Origin of the sequence: Methanobrevibacter sp. (assembly GCF_045220775.1) — an archaeon.
Classification (GTDB): domain Archaea; phylum Methanobacteriota; class Methanobacteria; order Methanobacteriales; family Methanobacteriaceae; genus Methanocatella.
On sequence record NZ_JBGUWC010000172.1, the window covers coordinates 14,092 to 35,150 of the forward strand.

General features: G+C 34.2%; 22 protein-coding genes. 8 read left to right on the plus strand and 14 right to left on the minus strand.

Annotated elements, in window-relative coordinates; all coding sequences use genetic code 11:
* Positions 1–149: 149 nt before the first annotated feature.
* A complete protein-coding gene (gene serA, locus ACJROP_RS11480) occupies positions 150–1,724 on the plus strand; it encodes a phosphoglycerate dehydrogenase (protein WP_406535602.1) in 1,575 nt (524 codons plus the stop codon).
* A gap of 62 nt (positions 1,725–1,786) precedes the next feature.
* Here serA and ACJROP_RS11485 read toward each other — a convergent pair whose 3' ends face one another.
* The 4 genes from ACJROP_RS11485 to ACJROP_RS11500 form a co-directional block, all read right to left on the minus strand.
* The gene (locus ACJROP_RS11485; protein ID WP_406535603.1) at positions 1,787–2,479 is read right to left on the minus strand and encodes a Mov34/MPN/PAD-1 family protein; all 693 of its coding nucleotides are present in this window, start codon (positions 2,477–2,479) and stop codon (positions 1,787–1,789) included.
* Entirely contained in the window at positions 2,476–3,198 is a 723-nt protein-coding gene (locus ACJROP_RS11490) for a tRNA(His) guanylyltransferase Thg1 family protein (protein ID WP_406535604.1), read from the minus strand. The genes ACJROP_RS11485 and ACJROP_RS11490 overlap by 4 nt, the downstream gene beginning before the upstream one ends.
* The gene (locus ACJROP_RS11495; protein ID WP_406535605.1) at positions 3,198–3,962 is read right to left on the minus strand and encodes an aspartate dehydrogenase; all 765 of its coding nucleotides are present in this window, start codon (positions 3,960–3,962) and stop codon (positions 3,198–3,200) included. The genes ACJROP_RS11490 and ACJROP_RS11495 overlap by 1 nt, the downstream gene beginning before the upstream one ends.
* A gap of 61 nt (positions 3,963–4,023) precedes the next feature.
* Complete coding sequence (locus tag ACJROP_RS11500; RefSeq protein WP_406535606.1) at positions 4,024–4,416, minus strand: PRC-barrel domain-containing protein; 393 nt, start codon at positions 4,414–4,416, stop codon at positions 4,024–4,026.
* Positions 4,417–4,589: 173 nt separating this feature from the next.
* On the opposite strand from ACJROP_RS11500, the gene ACJROP_RS11505 reads away from it, so the two are divergent.
* From ACJROP_RS11505 to ACJROP_RS11515, 3 genes are all read left to right on the plus strand, one after another.
* The gene (locus tag ACJROP_RS11505; protein ID WP_406535607.1) at positions 4,590–5,312 is read left to right on the plus strand and encodes a tRNA-binding protein; all 723 of its coding nucleotides are present in this window, start codon (positions 4,590–4,592) and stop codon (positions 5,310–5,312) included.
* Between the two features lie 199 nt (positions 5,313–5,511).
* Positions 5,512–5,904: a hypothetical protein gene (locus tag ACJROP_RS11510; RefSeq protein WP_406535608.1), complete on the plus strand. Its 393-nt coding sequence runs from the start codon at positions 5,512–5,514 to the stop codon at positions 5,902–5,904.
* A 10-nt stretch (positions 5,905–5,914) separates the two neighbouring features.
* Positions 5,915–6,280: a hypothetical protein gene (locus ACJROP_RS11515; RefSeq protein WP_406535609.1), complete on the plus strand. Its 366-nt coding sequence runs from the start codon at positions 5,915–5,917 to the stop codon at positions 6,278–6,280.
* Positions 6,281–6,293: 13 nt separating this feature from the next.
* On the opposite strand, the gene ACJROP_RS11520 is transcribed toward ACJROP_RS11515, so the two are convergent.
* The 4 genes from ACJROP_RS11520 to ACJROP_RS11535 form a co-directional block, all read right to left on the minus strand.
* Entirely contained in the window at positions 6,294–7,706 is a 1,413-nt protein-coding gene (locus tag ACJROP_RS11520) for a lactaldehyde dehydrogenase (RefSeq protein WP_406535610.1), read from the minus strand.
* A 63-nt stretch (positions 7,707–7,769) separates the two neighbouring features.
* Entirely contained in the window at positions 7,770–7,952 is a 183-nt protein-coding gene (locus ACJROP_RS11525) for a class III signal peptide-containing protein (RefSeq protein WP_406535611.1), read from the minus strand.
* Positions 7,952–8,878, minus strand: a complete 927-nt coding sequence (locus ACJROP_RS11530) for a type II secretion system F family protein (protein WP_406535612.1) — start codon at positions 8,876–8,878, stop codon at positions 7,952–7,954. The genes ACJROP_RS11525 and ACJROP_RS11530 overlap by 1 nt, the downstream gene beginning before the upstream one ends.
* Positions 8,879–9,091: 213 nt before the next feature.
* Positions 9,092–10,108, minus strand: coding sequence for a M24 family metallopeptidase (locus ACJROP_RS11535; protein ID WP_406535613.1), 1,017 nt, complete (start codon positions 10,106–10,108; stop codon positions 9,092–9,094).
* Positions 10,109–10,158: 50 nt separating this feature from the next.
* Here ACJROP_RS11535 and ACJROP_RS11540 point away from each other — a divergent pair, with 50 nt between their 5' ends.
* Genes ACJROP_RS11540 through ACJROP_RS11550 form a run of 3 tightly spaced genes read left to right on the plus strand, consistent with a single transcriptional unit; the run spans position 10,159 to position 12,663 of the window.
* On the plus strand, positions 10,159–10,800 hold the full coding sequence (locus ACJROP_RS11540) for a site-2 protease family protein (protein WP_406535614.1): 642 nt from the start codon (positions 10,159–10,161) through the stop codon (positions 10,798–10,800).
* Position 10,801: 1 nt separating this feature from the next.
* Entirely contained in the window at positions 10,802–12,004 is a 1,203-nt protein-coding gene (locus ACJROP_RS11545; protein WP_406535615.1) for a YcaO-related McrA-glycine thioamidation protein, read from the plus strand.
* A gap of 5 nt (positions 12,005–12,009) precedes the next feature.
* Positions 12,010–12,663, plus strand: a complete 654-nt coding sequence (locus ACJROP_RS11550) for a TfuA-related McrA-glycine thioamidation protein (RefSeq protein ID WP_406535616.1) — start codon at positions 12,010–12,012, stop codon at positions 12,661–12,663.
* Positions 12,664–12,886: 223 nt separating this feature from the next.
* Here ACJROP_RS11550 and ACJROP_RS11555 read toward each other — a convergent pair whose 3' ends face one another.
* Genes ACJROP_RS11555 through ACJROP_RS11570 form a run of 4 tightly spaced genes read right to left on the minus strand, consistent with a single transcriptional unit; the run spans position 12,887 to position 15,861 of the window.
* Positions 12,887–13,345, minus strand: a complete 459-nt coding sequence (locus ACJROP_RS11555; protein WP_406535617.1) for a hypothetical protein — start codon at positions 13,343–13,345, stop codon at positions 12,887–12,889.
* Positions 13,346–13,352: 7 nt separating this feature from the next.
* Positions 13,353–14,198: a CBS domain-containing protein gene (locus tag ACJROP_RS11560; RefSeq protein ID WP_406535618.1), complete on the minus strand. Its 846-nt coding sequence runs from the start codon at positions 14,196–14,198 to the stop codon at positions 13,353–13,355.
* A 43-nt stretch (positions 14,199–14,241) separates the two neighbouring features.
* A complete protein-coding gene (locus ACJROP_RS11565; RefSeq protein WP_406535628.1) occupies positions 14,242–14,664 on the minus strand; it encodes a universal stress protein in 423 nt (140 codons plus the stop codon).
* A 42-nt stretch (positions 14,665–14,706) separates the two neighbouring features.
* Positions 14,707–15,861 (minus strand): amidohydrolase family protein, encoded by a 1,155-nt coding sequence (locus ACJROP_RS11570; RefSeq protein ID WP_406535619.1) that lies wholly within the window; start codon positions 15,859–15,861, stop codon positions 14,707–14,709.
* A gap of 146 nt (positions 15,862–16,007) precedes the next feature.
* On the opposite strand from ACJROP_RS11570, the gene ACJROP_RS11575 reads away from it, so the two are divergent.
* Positions 16,008–16,604, plus strand: coding sequence for a zinc ribbon domain-containing protein (locus ACJROP_RS11575; RefSeq protein WP_406535629.1), 597 nt, complete (start codon positions 16,008–16,010; stop codon positions 16,602–16,604).
* An 18-nt stretch (positions 16,605–16,622) separates the two neighbouring features.
* On the opposite strand, the gene carB is transcribed toward ACJROP_RS11575, so the two are convergent.
* Entirely contained in the window at positions 16,623–19,799 is a 3,177-nt protein-coding gene (carB, locus tag ACJROP_RS11580; protein ID WP_406535620.1) for a carbamoyl-phosphate synthase large subunit, read from the minus strand.
* 20 nt (positions 19,800–19,819) lie between these two features.
* Positions 19,820–20,902 carry a glutamine-hydrolyzing carbamoyl-phosphate synthase small subunit gene (gene carA, locus ACJROP_RS11585; protein WP_406535621.1) on the minus strand — a complete coding sequence of 361 codons (1,083 nt, stop codon included), beginning with the start codon at positions 20,900–20,902 and terminating at the stop codon, positions 19,820–19,822.
* Positions 20,903–21,059: the final 157 nt, after the last annotated feature.

A 21,059-nucleotide genomic window follows, 5' to 3' on the forward strand; every position in this document is an offset into this window, starting at 1 on the left:
ACTAAATTTATTTTAAATCATATTTAATTTTAACTAAAATTTAAAAAAATTGTAATATTTATTTAAATTTTAAATATTATAAAAGATATAAATTTAAGTAATATTTATTATTAAATATTCTTTTTAAATTAACAAATTATGGTGAAAAAATGAAAGTACTTATTGCTGATGCTATTAATGAACAAGGTATTGAAAACCTAAAGGAAGTAGCTGAAGTTACTGTTGACACCAGCATTACTCCCGAAGAGTTAGCAAATACCATCCACGAGTACGACGGAATTATAGTAAGGAGTCGTACCAAAGTAACTGCCGACATTATTGAAAAAGCAGATAATTTACAGATTATTGCAAGAGCAGGTGTTGGAGTAGACAACATTGACCTCGATGCTGCAACTGAAAAAGGTATTATGGTTGTGAACTCACCGGAATCCACTTCAGTTACTGTAGCTGAACATACTATGGGGCTAATCTTAGCCATGGCTCGTAAAATCTCCATTGCAGACAAATCTGTAAAAGAAGGCAAATGGGAAAAGAAAAAATTCATGGGTGTAGAACTTAGAAATAAAACCCTTGGTGTAATCGGAATGGGAAGAATCGGTTCTCAAGTTGTCAACAGATGTCAAGCATTCGGTATGGACGCAATGGCATATGATCCATACTTGCCGGAAGAAGTTGCAAAACAAATGGGAGTTGTATTAACCGATTTAGAAACCGTACTTGTTAATGCAGATTTCATTACAATCCATGTGCCTCTTACTCCGGAAACCAAACACTCCATTTCCACAGAACAATTTGAAATGATGAAAGACACCGCATTCATTGTTAATTGTGCTCGTGGAGGAGTCATTGATGAAGAGGCATTATATGATGCTTTAGCTAATGATAAAATAGGTGGTGCTGCTCTTGATGTATATGAAAACGAACCACCTGCAGAAGATTCAAAATTATTCGAACTTGACAATATCGTATTAACTCCACACATCGCAGCTTCAACAAAAGAAGCTCAAAGAGATGCTGCTATTATTGTAGCAGATGAAATTATCGATCTTGCAAAAGGAAACACTCCTAAAAACGTATTGAACATGCCTCGTATTGATAGAAAGACTTACAAAGAGTTATCTCCATACATGGAATTATGTGAAAAATTAGGCTGTTTTATTTCCCAAGGAGTTAACGGTAAAATTAAAGAAATTGAGATTATTTACAGTGGTGAACTCGCTGAAATTGACAACCTTGAAATCTTAACAAGAACTGTTATCCAAGGTGCCGTAAATCCTTTCTTAAGCTCTCCTGTCAATGCAGTTAATGCCGCATTAGTCGCCAAAGACAGAGGAATCAGCATTACCGAAGGCAGAAAAAGCAATGCAAAAGGCTATGAGTCTTTAGTTAAAGTTATTGCAAAAAGTGAAGATGACGTTTTCTCAGCTGAAGGAACTCAATTGCACGAAGCAAGAATTCTAAAAGTAAATGATTATTGGGTCGATGTTATTCCTGAAGGACACATGTTCATTGCAAAATATGAGGATGTTCCTGGAAGTATTGGAAAAATCGGTACAAAATTAGGCGAACACAATGTAAACATTGGAATTATGCAAGTTGGAAGAGATGAAAAAGGCGGAAGAGCCATCATGGTTCTAACTTTAGATAAAGAAATTCCAAAAGACGTAATTAAAGAAATCCAAGCTTTAGACAATGTTTATGAAGCTAATGGATTAGAATTATAAAAAACAATTTCACCATAATTGTTTTTTTTCTTTTTTTATTTTTTTTAAACTGAAAAACAGATTTATCTCTTAAATTCACGGGAAATTCTTTTTACACTACCATCAGGATTAAGTTCTATCTTAATTACATGATTTGGCAACTGATTATTTGAAATTACATCAATCTGATGTAGTTTTTCGTATTCATCATAATAGTCTGCCCTTTCTTCATCAAGATTTTGGAAAAACTCATCATCTTCCTCATCAAGAAAGCCCGGTTTAAACACATCATTATCAGTTAAAACATCGTCTTCATCGAAAAATTCGCTAGAATCATTATCCACCAAATAGCTATAGTCTCCAATGCTGTAATCAGCAGGCTCACCATGCCTGTCATAAGCTTTAAATGTCTCCATAGAATATGGGAGGCATACAATCATGTGGAAATAGCCGTTTTTTGAAAAGGTAATCAAATCCGCATCTGAAGGCCTTGCACTTGGGCCAGGGTGTGAATGAACGGATCCAAAATATTTGGTGTTGATTGGAACCATATCAGTGCGAACGACCGCTCCGGTTTCAGAAGTTTCTCCCGGAACAAATATCAAACTGGTGATGTAGAGAACCTTATCCTTTATCTGCCCATCAAAAAACGCTAAGAATTCATTAGGATAAGCCTTTTTAGAATAATAGATTACAGATTCCAGAACTTCCCTATCAATTCTAACTTCAGAGAATTCCTCATCATTATTGCCGAATATTTTTGAAATAAAACTCATTTAATCACCTCAATTTCTCTAAAGAATTCTTCGCTGAATATTGGAAGTTGCCAATCTGTGTAAACATAACTTCTATAGGATGTCTGATTTCTATTTTCCTTTTTATTAAAACCGACTACTTTTTTATTTTTCCTGTATATTCCGATTCCCCTCTTTTTATAAGTCTCAACATCATTCAAGTTAATGCCGTTTTTAAACAATAATTCATGAACATCACTTTGGCTCATGCCATTTATTTTATCATTTGCTTCAGAATTTGAATACTTGGATTTTAGGTATGAAATGCCATGTGAGTTAACGCAGTTTCTCCAGGACTCATCCTGTCTCCACTTAAAATATTTTAAAATGTCGTCATCAGAAACAGGAATTATTCTTGAATCAAAGGCCGGAGGCTTTTTAAATTGAGTGTTGTAATGCATCACAAAAGAGCTGGCTGCAAAACTGGCAATTACTGAATTGATTTTTTCAACACGACCATCAAATGGGACATTTTCTAAAAGCAAGCTTATTTCATCTGAAAATGCATAAACAAAAAGTGGTGAAAATTCTTCAAACAAATCTTCACATACTTTTGACATTACCTGATAAAAATTTTCATCATAGGGCTTTTCTAGATTCAAATCGCTAGCCAATGAGTGAAAGCTTCTACCGTCTAAACGAACAATAATTTTAGAGTTTTTAGGAATTTTTAAAGATGAATAAACTTCATAATCCTTCATTACATTCCCACACTAATAGTTTCATTAAAACTTTTAAGCAATCTAATGGCTGAAAGTGCAGCCAACATACTTGTTTTTGGATTAGCAGAACAAGGATAATTCATTGTGATTGTTTTAAACTCACCAAAGTCACCTTTTGCGGTTATTTCATGAACATTTCTGTCAACTTTAGGATCAACTATTATTTTCACATCAATATCCTTGTGGCAGGCAATGCTTATTGTTGCTGCAACATTGATGTTTAATGGGAATTCTTTTACCGCATCAGATGCTTTTCCTTCAAATAATACTTCTTCAACATCAATTTCCTTACCAAGAGATTTTGGAGACTTGCGAGTAACCAAACTTACTTCTTTAAGACCAAATTTGGCAACTGCCTTAATTCCATCAAGACCTACAATAGCACCTGATGGCAAATGAACTTTAGCATTGTGTTCTTTGGCTATTTTTTCAATTTCCAAATAAAATTCATCATCCATCAATGCCCCAATACTCATGATAACCATGTCAACACCTTTTTCAAGGACTTTTGGAGCATATTCTTTAACTGATGCCGGTGATGCACATTCTAAAACCAAATCGACACTGTCCACCATATCATCAAAGTCAAGTGCAGCCACACCGCCTGCAAGACTTGCCAAATTTTCAGCCCTTTCAATATCCTTATCGAAAAAGTATTCAATATCAATACAATTATCTTCAGGAACTATGCTTGTTGTTATAATGTTAGCAATAGCTCCACAGCCTATAATACCTACTTTCATAGTATCACACTAAAAAAAAGTTATAAAAAAAGAATTGGTGAAAGATTAATTATAATCTTTCTTATTCAAATTGGATTTGAGTTTCGCCTTGTGGTTTAGTTTCAGATTCGGTTGGGGCTACGGATTCAGGGATTTGTGGTTCAGGATTTACTTTTCTCATATCCCTAGGGTTAATCAACATAATATCCCCAATAGCTTGAACTTTATCAAAGTCAACTGTTAATAAATCACTTTGGAAAGATCTCATATCATTTTCTTCAGGCATTTCGCCACGAATACTTCCTAAAAATGAATTAATCACTCCCGCAGGTTTCCTCTCATGTTCAATAGCCCTTACTTGTAATTTTGAAATAGTTCCTAATCTGATATTAAGAACGACATCTTCTACACGACCAACATAATGACCAGTGTTGGTATAAATATCTAAACTGCGTAATTTTGAAACTTCTACCATTTTCACCACAACATAAATAATAGTTAAATAAATATGTATAAGTTTATTTTATTGTTAATATAAATAGTTTATGTTTTTTAGAGTTAAAAATTAGCTTATTTTCAAAAAATAGGAAAAAATTTAATAAATTATAAAGTAAAAAAATATAATTTAGATTATTAAGGAGACTTGAAATGTGGGATACAACAAAAGATTACAGAATTTTAGTGGCAAGTAAAGCTAGAGAAAACTACCTGAATCTCATTCCAACAGCAGGATTTAGAGGAAGCTGGAATAAAAAACAAGCAATTGAAATAGGAAGGCAAATGAACAGTGATTTTCAATCATTAACTTATTCTTACCTTGAAGGGGATGAGTTGGTAAACTCTCCAGATGTTGTTGCCTTAAAAGAAAAAGCTTTAGAAATAATTGAATGTTTAGGTGGGGAAGATTGGAATAAAAAATTTTTAAATAATGCTCCTAAAGAAGACAGGGAAAAAACCCAAGAAAACATTGCCAAAGTGAGATTTTTCCTCGATACAATAATCGGATTGCAAGACCGTCTCGCATTAGGTCCAATCAATGATCCAATAATGGGAATTGACATTAAAGTTGGAGAGGTAATGAGTGTGACAAAACATCCTAAAAACGATAAGCTCCTAATTTGTAATGTTAATCTCGGAAAACGTGCAATTACCGTCGTGACAAATGATTTGAATGTTAAAGATGACAATAAAGTTGGCGTATCCCTACTTCCGCCACAGGCATTCAGCGACATTGTAAGTGAAGGAATGTTTTTGGGAATGGGTGATGGCATTCTCAAGGATGTTGACGGCGAGCTTGGAGCCATGCCAAAAGGAATCCCAATGGAGTCTCTAAACGAAACACGCAATCTCGTTGAAAACTACTTAAAATAAGTTTAAAAACTTATTTTCTTTATTTATTATTTATTTTTCCTTGTAAAATTTATTTAGACTCATAACGAAAGTTATTTATATTAATTCAACCATAAAACTATTTAATTAAAAAATAAAGTAGAATTAATTTGTTTTAAAAGCAATACTCCATTATTAAAGCAATTTTACTTAAAGAATACAATTTTACATGGTGACAGCAATGTACGATTTTAAAGAATTTTACGATGTTGGTGAAGAATTATCTCAAAAAGAAGATGAATCACATATTAGATCTGCAATTAACAGGGATTATTATGCTTTGTTCGGGGAGTCAAGGAAATATTTAGTTGAAGTTAGGAAAAAGGAATATCTTAAAAGTAAACTAGGCATCCATACAAAAGTATGCGATACCTTAAGGTATTCAAAAGACATAACAGAAAAATACATTGGAGATATTTTGTATAACTTAATTGAAATAAGAGGCTTTGCAGATTATGATTGGAAAAGCAAAGATTGTGAATACTTTCAAAAAATTTTACCAGGACTAAAAGAAGATGTGAAAAAAGGATTAGAATCTCTAGAATATCTAAAAAATAAATATAATAAAAAATAGAGTTGATATAATGAACCTTACAGACATTGAGTTTGAAAAAGAATTTCAAGAATTGAATAATTTATATGAAATGAGAAATCCTAAAAAAATTCACGAATTTATCAAAGAAAATAAAGGTCTTATAAAACTATTAAACGAAACAAAACCCCATTTAATAAATAAATTCCCAAATGGAGAATTTGAACTTCAAGCACATGACGACATTAGTGGAGAAGGATGCAATAAATTATACATTAACATCTTTGTAGATGATGAAACATTCAATAATGGATTCATGGATGGAATACATGAAATTCATGCAAAAATAATACCTACTGAAAAAGAATTAAATTTAAGGATGAAATTAATTTTGATGCCTGGAGTGAGAGGCTATTAATAAGTAGATATTTCTACCTTAAATTCAAACCAATCAATTTTGTTTTGGTCATCTCCTCAACAGCATATTTGATACCTTCTTTTCCAACACCACTATTTTTAAACCCTCCAAACGGCATATTATCTGTTCTAAAAGTGGATTGCTTATTGATAAATACAGTCCCTGCTTCAATCTCTTGAGCGCATTTCATGGCTGAAGAATAGCTTTCTGTAAATACTCCTGCTTGAAGGCCATATTCCGTATCATTGGCAACTGAAATCGCTTCTTCAAGTGAGTTTACACGAATGATTGGTGCTACCGGCCCGAATGTTTCCCTTACGACCAAATCCATGTCTGGAGTTACATTATCGATTACTGTGGCTTCATAAAATGCACCGTCACGGACACCGCCAGTCAATATTTTAGCTCCTGCTTTAACGGCATTATTTACTGTTTCTTCAACCTGCATTGCCGCTTTTTCTGAAATCAATGTTCCCAATGTGGTTTCACTATTTAATGGATTTCCCATAACCAATTTTTCAGTTGCTTCGACTAATTTTTGGCCAAATTCGTCGGCAATTTCATCTTCAATGATGATTCTTTTAACGCCCATGCAGACTTGGCCCGCATTTAAGAATGCCCCATTGATGACACCTTTTACTGCCTTATCAATATCGGCATCCTTTAACACTACCATCGGATCGTTTCCACCAAGTTCCAATGTAACCTTTTTCATCCCTGCTTTTTGAGATATCATCATGCCGGTTGTTACGCTTCCTGTGAATGATATCTTATCCACATCAGGTGATGTTACCAGATAATCGCCGACTTCAGATCCATATCCGGTTACGGTATTCACTACACCATCAGGAAACTCTTCATTGAGCAGTTCGCAGAATTTCATTACAGCCAATGGAGCTTCTGTTGGAGGCTTTACAATGACAGTATTTTTACATGCAATTGCAGGCGCAATTTTATGAATCGTTAAATTCAATGGATAATTGAATGGAGTTATTGCTGCAACAACACCTAAAGGCACTTTTTGGGTAAATGCAAAAAATCCTTTTCCATTTAAACCGGCATCCAGCGGTACGCTTTCGCCATAGACTCTTTTTGCCTCTTCAGCAGCCAGTTTTAATGTTTCGATGGATCTGTCCAGCTCAACAAGAGACTCGTTGATTGGTTTTCCAACTTCCAAAGTTAATAACCTTGCAAAGTCTTCACGGTTTTCCTTTAATTTTTCAACTGCATCATATAATTTGTTTGAAACTTTAAAGGCAGACATTTCCTGTAAAGACCCTTTAGCATTGTTTGCTTCATTGATTGCAAGTTGTGCAGTTTGCAGGTGTGCAATCGGAATTGTATCGATTACTTCACCATCATATGGGTTTTTCACTTCTTCTAAATCATCGCCTGAAATGTGTTTTCCGCCAATCAACATATCCATTTTATCACCTGATTAATATTTTAAACTAAAAATTATTTAAATTTAATATGATATTATGAAGCGTTATTTGAAATAGCTTTTTAGATGCATTAGCTGATTGTTAAACTCATTAACCTCTTTCGATGTAATTTCACCGCTCAAATCATCCATATAGTCATTATACATATAAATAGCAAGTAAAACCACAACAATAATTCCGCCAAATAGCAGCATGAATTCAGCTGATGCCTGTCCACTATCATCCATTAAAATCCCCCCATAAGCAAGTTTGCACCAAAGGTTGAAATGAAATAGAATATTCCAAATGATGCCGCCGCCAAAGGCAGTGAAAACTTGATTCCCTTTTTGATTTCACCATACATTATTATGCTAATTATAAAACCTACTAAAACTGAGTGAATAATCAAATAAATCTCGCCTGCGATTGGAGCCGTTAAAATCAGTTCCGATTCCATTCCATAACTTTGCATGAAATTAGAATAAACGCTCACCATACCTATTGCAAATGGAGTCGCTACAATGGCTGAAATCAACAAAAACATGACTGACATCATGACGGCTGATTTACGCTCCCGTTTAAGTGCAAGCAAATCCCTTAAATCGTCTGAAATATCATTGATTACATTCGATATGCTGGATCCGCTTTTACGGCCATCCAAAATGATGGCAAAAACCCTTTCCAATTCCTTTGATTTTAGTCTTTTGCTCATTGCGCGCCATGCATCATCGAAATTGCGACCCATACGAATTTCTATTATTGTTCTGCGCATTTCGTCGTAGAGCGGCCCTTGACCGTACTGTGACATGTCCTCCATTGCGTTTTCAAAGCTTAATCCTACCTGAAGCATGCTTGAAAGCTGTCTTAAGAAGTCGGGTGCCGATTTTTCAATTTCCTGTGCTCGTCTTTCCTGTACAATGACAACATATGTGAAAAGACATGGAATGGCAAAAAATGGCAATATTAACACTGACAAGGGCAGGCCTAAAAATGTTAATGCTAATGTTAAAGCAAATTCACTGGCTAAAATGAATATTATTAAAATAGCTAGAACTTTGCTTGCTTCAGTGAAAATGGCTCCGCTAAGCAAAAATTCCTGGAACTTTGATAAATACTTTTCAGAAACAATATTGTCTAAAAATACTGCTAAATAATTGATTATTTTAAGTTTCATAAAATAATATTACGTTTTAAAGAATATAAAGTGTTGGTTGTTTTGTAAAGCAATTTTACAATGTTAAAACAAGATTAATTTTAGTTCCAATAGTTAACCATATCAGTACAATGATTATTCTTAAACCGCCTGATATCTTAGGTTCAACGCCTTGTACAGCACCATGTGAAGACATGATTGGGTTTTCTATGTTTCAAAAAATGAGCATTCCCATTAATCAATATTTAAGGGCAGATTACCAATGACATTAGCCCTTTTGGATATTGAAACTGTATCTTCCAGGCGAACTCCAAATTCGCCTTCCAAGTATATTCCCGGCTCGACTGTTATGACCATACCCTTTTCAATGATTGTATCGTCACGAAGGGAAAAACCTGGAGTTTCATGAATGTCCAAACCTAAACTATGGCCTGTTGAGTGAATGAACCTATCCCCATATCCATAATCGGAAATGATATCCCTGGCAACCTTATCGATTTCACAACATTTGAGACCTGGCTTAATGGCTTTAATAGCCTTGTCATGCGCTTCAGCCACGATATCCCAGATTTCCTGCTGGTGTTCACTGTAAACCATTGTACGGGTATTATCGGAACAATAACCTTCAAAGAGTGCTCCCCAATCAATTAAAATAGGCTCTTCCAATCTTTTGGCTTGAGGTATTGCATGGGGAAGGCTTGAATCGGCACCGCTTGTTACGATTGTGTCAAAGGACTCCTTGTCTGCACCATTTCCAATCATAAAACGAACAAGATCAAAGGCTATTTCCTTTTCTGTGTTCCTATTGTTCAATATATCCAATTCCAAAAAGGATTTTTGAGCGATTTCTGTTGCTTTTTCTATTTTTTCAATCTCCAGAGGAGTTTTAATCATCCTTTGCTTGTCGATGTATGTCTTTGATGAGATTTCAAAATCATCCCTGAATTTAGAATAGGTGCTGAACGGCAAGCTTGGCTCAATTGCAAGGCTTTTGATTCCTTCTTTTTTTAACTCATCAATCATCGCAGCATATGATTCATATTCTTTAACTTCAATTGTTGAATCCTTTCTAGCCAGTTCCATATCCATTCCAGAGGCATAGATAATTGGATTTTCCTTAATGATGCAAAAAGCAAAGCTAGTCGGCTTATAATTTGAAATATATTCAACATTTGTAAACTGTGTAAGTAAATAAGCTTGAACATTGTCTTTTTCTAAATCATTTAAAATATTGCCGATATGTGATTTCATAGTTAATATTTAGAAAAAACTTTATATATAAAATTAGATATTTTAAAATCATGTTTAAATTTACAAGTAGTGAAGTAAGAGATTTAATAATTGCATTTTTCGTTATTTCACTTTGTTTTGCAATATTATATGCTGGAAGAGATGCATCAGGCATCATTACCATGTTGCCAATTGTTATGGTTGGTGTAGGGCTTGGTTTTATCTTACATGAGCTTGGACACAAATTCGTATCAATGAAATATGGCTACTGGGCGGAATTTAAATTATGGCCTCAAGGATTGATATTTGCGCTTATTTCATCATTTTTCGGATTTGTATTTGCAGCACCTGGTGCCGTTTACACCTATGCAAATTACATAACTGATGAAATTAATGGAAAAATATCCATTGCAGGTCCGATTGTCAATATAGTTCTTGCATTAATCTTTTTGGCAGTTGCAACAATGATTTATCCTTCTGCATTTAATTCAGAAACTGCAGCATTAATATTTATAATCTGTTCCTTAGGTTATTCAATTAACAGCTTTTTAGCAGTGTTTAATTTGATACCTATTGGAAACTTGGATGGATCAAAAGTGCTAACTTGGAATTTCGGAATTTGGATTGTTACAATAGCTGTTGCGGGTGTGCTTACTGCATTATCCATGACAATAGGTGTTGAAAGTTTAGTTAGAATGATTTTAGGATTATAACATGAGTGAAGAAATAACATATTTTGAAGGAACACACAGGGTAATTGCTCCTAAAAAAACTATTGAAATTAACGAAGACAAGTTGAAGATAGCTGGAATAACCCGTATTGCAGACATTACTGATTTAGATAGGATTGGGCTTCCAATCTATACCGCCATTAGGCCAACTGCCGAAGAGGGTGCCATCAGTATTTATGGGGGTAAAGGCATTTCTAAAGACCATGCAAAAGCATCAGCAATGATGGAAGGTTTTGAAAGATATTCTGCTGAAAAGCAAGACGTTGATGAAGTAGTGATTGCCAGTTTAGATGAAATATCTAAAGAAGGAAATTTTATCGACCCTGTTTCTTTGAATTTGCCAAAAGATTTCAAAAAAGAAAATCTCGAATTAATGCAGCTCGAATGGAGCCTTGCAAAGGACATTATTTCTGGAGACGATTTTTATATTCCGACCAATGCAGTTTTCCACCCTTATATTCATGATAACAGTGTTCAAGGATTATTCAAATCAAATACTAATGGTCTTGCTTCTGGAAATATCCTGGAAGAAGCAATATTGCATGGGATGCTTGAAGTCATTGAAAGGGATGCATGGAGCATTTTTGAGCTGACTCACAAAAACTATGCCCAGATTGATTTGGATAGCATTGAAAGCGAACTTGTTAATGATACTGTTGAAAAATTCGAAAGTGAAGGAATTAAAATCAAATTGATGGATTTTACTGCGGATATTAACATTCCAACAATAGCTGCTTCCGCCGATGATACGGTTACAAAGGATGCTGGCCTTCTAACACTCGGAATGGGCACACATCTAGATCCTGAAGTTGCAATCCTAAGGGCACTTACCGAAGTGGCCCAAAGTAGAGCAACACAAATTAATGGTGCTCGTGAAGATACTGTAAGGGCTGATTTTGCAAGAGAAGCTGGATATGAGCGAATGAAAAGAATCAACAAATATTATTTCAGAGAAGAAGATGAAAAAATCAAATTAATCGATATTGAAAATAAAAGCACATCTTCAATAACAAAAGACATCGAAATTGTCAAGGATGAATTAATAGCAAATGATATTGAAAAAATATTATATGTTGATTTGACAAGGCCTGAACTTGATGTTAGCGTTGTACGTGTAGTCATACCTGAAATGGAACTTTATGCACTTGACCCTTCAAGAGCAGGTTATAGATTCTTAAAAGTCTGATTTTTATGGTTAAAGTTATAATTTATGCTGGCTTGTCAATTCCTTTTGATGAAGCAAAAGAAATATTGGATAGTTCTGAAAATGTAGAAGTAATCTATAAAAGGCCTATTCAAAGAGGGGATTTGAGTCAGGCGCTAAAGGAACACCCAGACATCATTGGAATAATTGACGGGGTGTTTCATCAAAGCTCCGCTGTTGGGCATAAGGAAATACTTAATGTAATGAAAAGCGGCATTCAGGTTTTTGGAGCTTCAAGTATGGGTGCCCTTAGGGCATCAGAGCTTGATACATTAGGAATGACTGGAATTGGCTATGTATATGAGCAATATGCCAGCAGTGAAGTTGATTCAGATGATGATGTGGCTGTAATGCTTGATTCTGAAACATTAGAACCTCTTTCAGAGCCACTGATTAACATGAAATATGTTTTTACTAATGCAGTAGCAGAAAATATTATCACTAATGAAGAAAAAGACGAATTATTATCCATTGCCAAAAAAACCTTTTATCCAAAAAGAAATTATGCACAAACATTATCACAGTCCAGTCTTGATAGCGAAACCAAAGGAAAACTGATTGATTTTATTCGCACTTCCCCAGACATTAAAAAAGAAGATGCGAAGGAACTGCTCGCACAAATAAAAAATATTTCCCAATAAATCTTTAAAACTTATTTTATTTTAGAAGTTGATATATCGTACCATTGACAATAGCATTAATATTATTGGTATTGATTAATTTAAATGAAACATTAATCAATTAAAATAAGATAACATATGGAAAACTATTGTTTTATGGAACGTTAATTTAAAATAATTGAAGTTATAATCTAAGTAAAATATAGAAAAATTATTAAATAAAAAAAGATGTGAATATTAAAACTCACTTTTTCATTTCTTCATATTTTTTTAAAATGATATCTGGAGTTTCAATACTATGATCATAGGTGGTTGAAAATTCCTTGCTTTCAAAATCTGGCTCAACCTTGCGGATGCCGCTTAAAGAAAATGAACCATTCTCAATTTTAAAACCAACACCATCAGCTGAAACTGAAATTAAATTCACCTCAATTTCTGAAGCTTTATCCAAAGTTTCATTGGCTTTAACATCATATTTAAGATTTAAAGTCTTATGAGGCATTATTTCATTAACAGTCCTTTTGATAACTGAATCGAAAAGTTCTAGAAATTTAGTAGCCGGTGGCATATTATTAGCCCACCAATAAGTAAGAACAGAGTTTAAAACAATTTCGTGTTCTGCAAAATCATCATATAATCTTGCACGAACACTTAAAGCACTATCTTTAACTAGTTTAATTACCAAAACTGGACTAACGGCCATTATACCACTATTCTTCTGTGATTAATGCTTTAATTAAATCACTAGCTCTTACAAGACCGACTAAATCTCCTTCAACACCAATAACAGGAATTTGTTCGATGTTTAAGGTTTTCATTTTTTTAGCGCAGTCTGAAACTTTAGTTTTTGAGTTAGCAACTTCAACATTACCAACAGCAACGTCTTTCACTACTTTATCAGTGAATTTTAAGTGGTTTTTCTCAATGTATAATACGGAAGTACTATCCCAGGACCATTTGTCTCCTTCAGTACCAACAGTAGAACTGTGTTCGCTTCTTTCAGAGATGATTTCTGATTCGGCGATGAAATCTGTTTCGGTTAAAATACCGGACAATTTTGCATCATCATCCAATGCTAAAATAGATTTCAAACCAAACTGTTTCATACTTTCAAAAGCAACATTTAAAGGAGCGCTTTCCCAAGTGGTTGGAACAGTAGTAATCATATAATTTTCAACTACGTCATTAACTTCAATTTTAGTTAAAGCTTTAGATACTAAATCAAAAGATGTAATGATACCCACTAATTCCCCGTCTTCATTGACTACAGGAACTCTTCTTACATCATTTTCAATCATTTTACGAGCTGCAACAACTACATCATCACCAGGATTTACAGTGATTAAATCTCTAGTCATTAACATTGCAATTTGTTCTTCATCAGGATTATTAATTAAATCAGAACGAGTTACTAGTCCTACTAAAATGTCAGTATCTTCTTTAACAACTGGTAATACTGCTTTTTTCTCTTTTCTCATTAAGTCTAAAACTTTATCTCTATTTCCAGGAACGGAAACACATACTACATTTTTAGACATTGTTCTTTTAACTAACATATAAACACCTTTTTTACAAAAATACAATAATAAAATGGTAAGATTAATGAACTACGAGTACTGCGCATTTAGCTGAGTTTACAACTTTATCAGCCACACTACCCATAATAAATCTATCGAAGCCGGATTTACCAGAACTACCCATTACTATCAAATCAATCTCTTCTTCTTTTGCCACCTCTAAAATAGCCTTAGCCGGTGAGCCTTCTCTAATCACATGGGTAATTTTTAAATCATCTTCATTCAATTTATCAAATTCCATAAGATTTTCTTCTGATTGCTCTTTTAGAATTTGATTCAACTGGTATACTTCATCATCTAATGGAAGTCCGTTAACAAAATTATTTTCTGTGACGCTCAAAGCCACAATTTCAGCCCCACTGACTTTTGCTAAAAATAAAGCCTGCGTTTGGGCTTTTTTTGCAAAATCTGATCCATCAGTCGGGACCAATATTTTCTTATACATCATTAACATCTCCCATTAATATGTAGATTTATATCCATGATATTATATGCTAAATTTTTTATTAATGGTATATAATATATTTTTCGATTCACACCGATTTATTATATTTAAGTAAGGATTTTTAGAAAAAGAATTGCACACAATAAACTCGGCAAAATTACCTTCCATTATCATGGATTTTTGAATAATATCATTAATTTTAAATCCACAAACATTAGTTGTTGCCATTTTCAATAAGTCAATAGGGTTTAAATAATCATTATGATAAATTGACATTAGCTTTAAGCTGAATTCCAATTCACGAAACATATTTGGCGAATTAAGCATTACATTATCAGTTCCGATTAACGGCTTTAAACCTAACTCGAGCATTTTATTCAACGGTGCGACACCGACATTTAAAGTGGCATTCGCACGTGGACAGACAACAGTGCTTTGATTAGACTGGCTTACCAATTCCAAATCATTATTTTTAGGATTTGTAAGATGAACCAATTGGGAAAAGTTAGTCTTTACACCTTTTTCAATTTCGCTCAATCCATAATTATTTAATGATTCTATCTGATTGGATTCGGATTCGGCAACATGAATAGATGAAATCTTACCTGCCTTTTCACACTCTCTTGATATGATTTCGGCAACATCAATTGTAATTTCACCAAAGCCGCTAGGTGCAATACCCTCTGCAATTTCAAGAAGTTTACGTACAGCAACTTTTACTTTACCCAAATCAGGATCATCACCATAAAAACTATCGTCACGACCTAAAATAATTGGTTTGATTGGAATGTCTTTTGAAGCCTCTTTTAAAAGTTTAACACCCTTAATTCCGCCTTCACGATAATCGATGAAATGAGTTGTTCCGGACTCGACCATTTCCCACATTGAAGACTTCATAGCTTCAATCAACTCCTCATCGCTAGCATTGGATAAAGCAACATGCTTAACCCCATTAGGAGGCTTAACCATTTCACTTAAAGACAAACCATATCCTTCATCCTTAATGATAGAATCCCCAATATGAATATGGGCATTAATAAAAGACGGACAAACTACTGCACCATCAACATCAATTATTTTGCCTTCTGATGATTCTTTTCCAATTTCGATGATTCTGCCTTCATCAACGACAATATTTTCACGAGAGGGAACTAAATTCTCACCTTTTAGTATAACCCCATTTGCTATAGTAAACATTAAAGGAAAATCTAATTTTTTTTGTTAATAAAATTTATTATTAATTAAATTTATTAAATTGAAAAAAGAATATAAAATTGTAATCATCATACATTTTCAATGCAATTTTAAATGATAATTACATTTCTTTTTAAACTTTGAAAAGGGTGATTTCTATTAACTCACAAGAAATAAGATACTTCTACAGGAATATTGTAAAGACTGGTGACGTATATAGAGTCAAATATAACAATAAAGACTATGGTGAGTTTAGAAAGTTATCCGATGCACTATATGAAAGAGACGCGCTGTTTTTTTGTAATTTTGATTATGACTTGCTTGTTGAATGCGACTTGGAAAACAAGTATGAAAATATGATTCTTCCACCATTTCCTGAAAAAAGGCCGAAAGGCAGGATTAAAGGAACTAAGGTCAATAAGGGAGAAAGGGAAGGTGAAATTCTGTTTAACCATAAGATACGCAAGTTTTATATTCAAAAAGGTGAAGAAATAATCGGCAACTATGACACCATGACAGAAGCGTTTTACTACAAAAAGTTATTGATGGACAACCATTGGGACAAATCCGTCTTGAGAACCCACATAACCGAAAGAATCGAAGTCAACATAAAAATCGATCCGACTAAAAACTATAAGGTTCAATTAAATTTCTGTCCTAAATGTAAAAGCAGGCTGAAAATTGGTGAAAAAGAGTGTCCTTCATGCGGTATTAATATTGAAGAATATTTATATAAAAATAATTAAAAAAAGGATAGAGAAAAGTTATTCTCCATCGACATATTCATTTAAAGATTTTACATTGATTTCATTATTTTGTACGGCCTGAATAGCATTTAAGACTGCCCTTGCACCAGCCAATGTGGTAACATAAGGTATGCCAAGTTCAATAGCCAAACGTCTGATAATGTAACCGTCCTTAGCAGACTGTTTACCTTCAGAAGTGTTAATAATCAAATCAATTTCATTGTTTAAGATAGCATCCTTAATGTTAGGAGAACCTTGTGATACTTTTAAGATTTTTTCAACTGAATCAAGACCGGTAGCCTTAGCGGTACCGTCAGTAGCAATAAGGTCAAATCCTAAATTATGAGCTTTCTCGGCGATAGGTCTGATTTTTTTCCTATCTGCCTTTTTAACGCTGATGAATATTTTACCTTCTTTAGGCAATTCCATGCCCGCTGAAAGTTGTGATTTGTAGAATGCCATTCCATAACTTTCATCAATACCGATACTCTCACCGGTAGATTTCATTTCAGGACCTAAAACAGTATCTGATTCCGGAAGTTTCAAGAATGGGAATACTGATTCTTTTACAGCAACATGGTCTATTTTAATTTCTTTGGTTAAACCGAAGTCTTTTAATTTAGCCCCTTGCATAATCCAAGTTGCAACTTTTGCCAATGGCACGCCAATAGCTTTACTTACAAACGGAACAGTCCTACTTGCACGAGGGTTTGCTTCAATAATGTAGACCATCTCTTCATCAAGTTTTACTGCATACTGAATATTCATCAAACCTTTAACATCCAATTCCAATGCTAATTTAGTGGAGTTTTCACGGATAGTATCTAAGATATGTGCCGGAATGGTTTGAGGAGGAATTACACAAGCGGAATCCCCTGAGTGAACACCAGCTTCTTCGATGTGTTCCATAATTCCTGCAATAAATACATCTTCACCGTCACATAAGATATCCACATCAAGCTCAATAGCATCTTCCAAGAATTTATCTACTAAAATAGGATGATCAGGTGAAACTTTTACAGCCTCTTTCATATATTCCTCAAGCTCATTCATATCATAAACGATTTCCATTGCCCTTCCACCAATAACATAAGACGGACGAACAAGTACTGGGAATGTAATTCTCTCAGCGATTTCTTTTGCTTCTTCAAATGAATTAGCTGTTCCATATGGTGCTTGATGAATGTGTAATTTTTCTAAAAGTTCTGCGAATAGCTCTCTGTCTTCTACTCTATCAATACTATCGTATGGAGTTCCTAAGATTTTAACACCTGCATTTGCCAATGGAACTGCCAAGTTGATTGATGTTTGACCACCAAATTGTACAATGACACCATCTGGTTTTTCTTGCTCAATTACACCCATTACATCCTCAAAGGTAAGTGGTTCAAAGAACAATTTGTCTGAAATATCGTAATCAGTACTTACGGTTTCAGGGTTATTGTTAATCAAAATGGTTTCAATTCCTTCCTCTTTTAATGCTAAAGAGGAGTGTACACAACAGTAATCAAATTCAATACCCTGACCAATTCTGATAGGTCCTGCACCAAGAATTACCACTTTTTTCTTGTTGGTTGAAACAAGTTCATTGCCCTCATCATAACTGCTGTAGTAATAAGGAGTTTTTGCTTCAAACTCGGCAGCACAGGTATCTACCATCTTATAGGATTGTTTGATGTTGTATCTTGAAAGCAAGTTTCTAATATATTCCTCAGTCTGACCAGACAAATCGGCCAATCTCTTATTGGAACAACCTAACTGTTTTGCTTTTCTTAGATAAGCTTCATCATTTAGTTTATCGGCAGTAACATTATTTTCAAAGTTAACGATGTTTCTGATTTTATATAAGAAGAAATTATCGATTTTTGTAAGTTCTCTGATTTCATCAATATCCATTCCATCCTTAATGGCTGAATAGATTTGGAAATAAATTAAATCAGTTGGATTTGCCAAGTCTTCTTTTGACCATTCCACATATTCAAATCCATCGAAGCCCATATCCAAGGATCTGAGTGCTTTTTGGAATGCTTCTTCGAATGTTCTTCCAATAGCCATTACTTCTCCTGTCGCTTTCATTTGAACTCCAACTTGACGGCTAACGCCTTTGAATTTATCGAATGGCCATCTTGGGATTTTAATTACAACATAATCGATAGCAGGTTCAAAAGAAGCAGGAGTCTCTTTTGTAATGTCGTTTTTGATTTCATCTAAAGTCAATCCTAAAGCCACTTTTGAAGAAATCTTAGCAATCGGATAACCTGTTGCTTTTGATGCGAGTGCACTACTTCTTGATACACGTGGATTTACTTCAATGACTTTGTATTCATCATTTTCAGGATTTAAAGCAAACTGAATATTACATCCACCGCGAATACCTAACGCTCTGATAATTTTAATTGATGCATCCCTCATCTTCTGGATGGTTTCATCGCATAAGCATTGAATAGGAGCAACAACAACACTATCTCCTGTATGGATTCCCATTGGATCAATGTTTTCCATTGTACATACAATGATACAGGTGTCTTCCTTATCCCTCATTACTTCAAATTCTATTTCTTTCCATCCGAGAACGGATTCATCAATTAGAACTTGGTTAATGAAACTCATATCCAAACCATGGTTTGCAATTTCAACCAATTCCTCTTCATTGTGAGCTATTCCCCCACCGGTTCCACCTAATGTGAATGCCGGCCTTACAATAACGGGATAGCCGATATCCTTTACGGCTTCAAGTGCTTCATCTACGCTATTGACAGCTTGACATTTAGGAATTTCCTCACCGATCTCTTCCATGAGATTTGCAAATAAGTCACGGTCTTCTACATCCTTAATAGTTTGAACATCAGATCCTATGACTTTAATTCCTTCCAATAATCCTAAGTCTCCGAGACCTGTTGCAATATTTAATCCAGTTTGTCCGCCCATTGTAGGCAAAATTGCATCAATGTCTTCTTCCTCAATGATTTTTGCAACAACTTCAGGAGTTAACGGTTCTGTATAAACAGTATCTGCCATTCCCAAATCAGTTTGTATTGTTGCAGGATTACTGTTAACAAGAACTGTTTCAATTCCCTCTTCTCTTAATGATTTGCATGCTTGTGATCCTGAATAATCGAACTCTGCCGCTTGTCCAATTTGAATAGGTCCAGAACCAATAATTAATACTTTTTTAATATCCTTATCAACTGGCATATTTAATCCCCATCATATTTTTAGTAATCTTCCATCATTTGGTTAAATTCGTCAAAAATACTTCTTGTATCGTTTGGACCTGGTCCTGCTTCAGGATGGTACTGTATACAATGTAATGGTAATTCTTTATGTGAAATTCCTTCTGGAGTTCCATCATTCAAGTTAATTTGAGTTAAAACTAAATCAGTTTCCTTTAAAGACTCTTTATCGATGGTGAATCCGTGATTTTGTGAAGTAATAAACACTTTACCTGTGTTTAAGTCTTTAACTGGTTGGTTTTCACCCCTATGTCCAAATTTCATTTTATATGACCTTGCTCCAAAAGATTTTGCAATTAATTGTTGACCCATACAAATACCGAAAATCGGCAATCTGTTTGACAACTTTTTCATGGTCTCAATTGTTTCGGTTACCCTATCCGGATTTCCCGGTCCTGAAGTAATCATCAATCCGCTTGGGGAATAATCCAAAATAGTTCTATAGTCAGTATCATATGGGAATAAAATAACTCCAATATCCCTTTCTAAAAATGAGTTAATGATGTTTCTTTTAACACCACAGTCAATCAAAGCAACTTTTTTGTCGGCATCTTCATTGAAAATTTTAATTTCTTTAGTTGATACCAAAGGAACAACATCAATCTCCTCAATACTTGGTTGTTCACGAGCCATCTTAAGCAGTTCATCATCAGAAATATCTTCTGTAGTTATTGCTGCCTTAAGTGAACCTCTTTCACGAATTTTGAGTGTCAAATCACGTGTGTCGATTCCGCTTATTCCAGGTGTTTCAAATTCTTTTAAAAATTCATCCAATGTCTTTTGAGGTCCGAAATTAGAAAGTTCACGGCAAACCTCACGACAAACAAAACCTTCAACCTGGACTTTATCAGATTGATACCACTCTTCACTTACCCCATGATTTCCTTCGAGCGGGTAAGTGGACATTAAAATTTCTCCTTTAAAAGACGGGTCTGTTAAAGATTCAGTGTAACCACCCATACCTGTTGAAAAAACAAGTTCTCCTAATTTAGTGGTTTCATAACCGAAAGCCTCACCTTTCAAAACAGTACCATCTTCCAAAGCCAATTTAGCTATTTTCACCATTAAATCACCATCATAAAAAAATATAAAATTATTTTCTATCTTTAATATATATTATTTTACTATAATATTAAACTTTGTTTTTTGATATTTTTTTCAGATTACCGGAAAAATAATATTGAAAAAATGAATATAATTTAGAAATTTATATGGAATACTT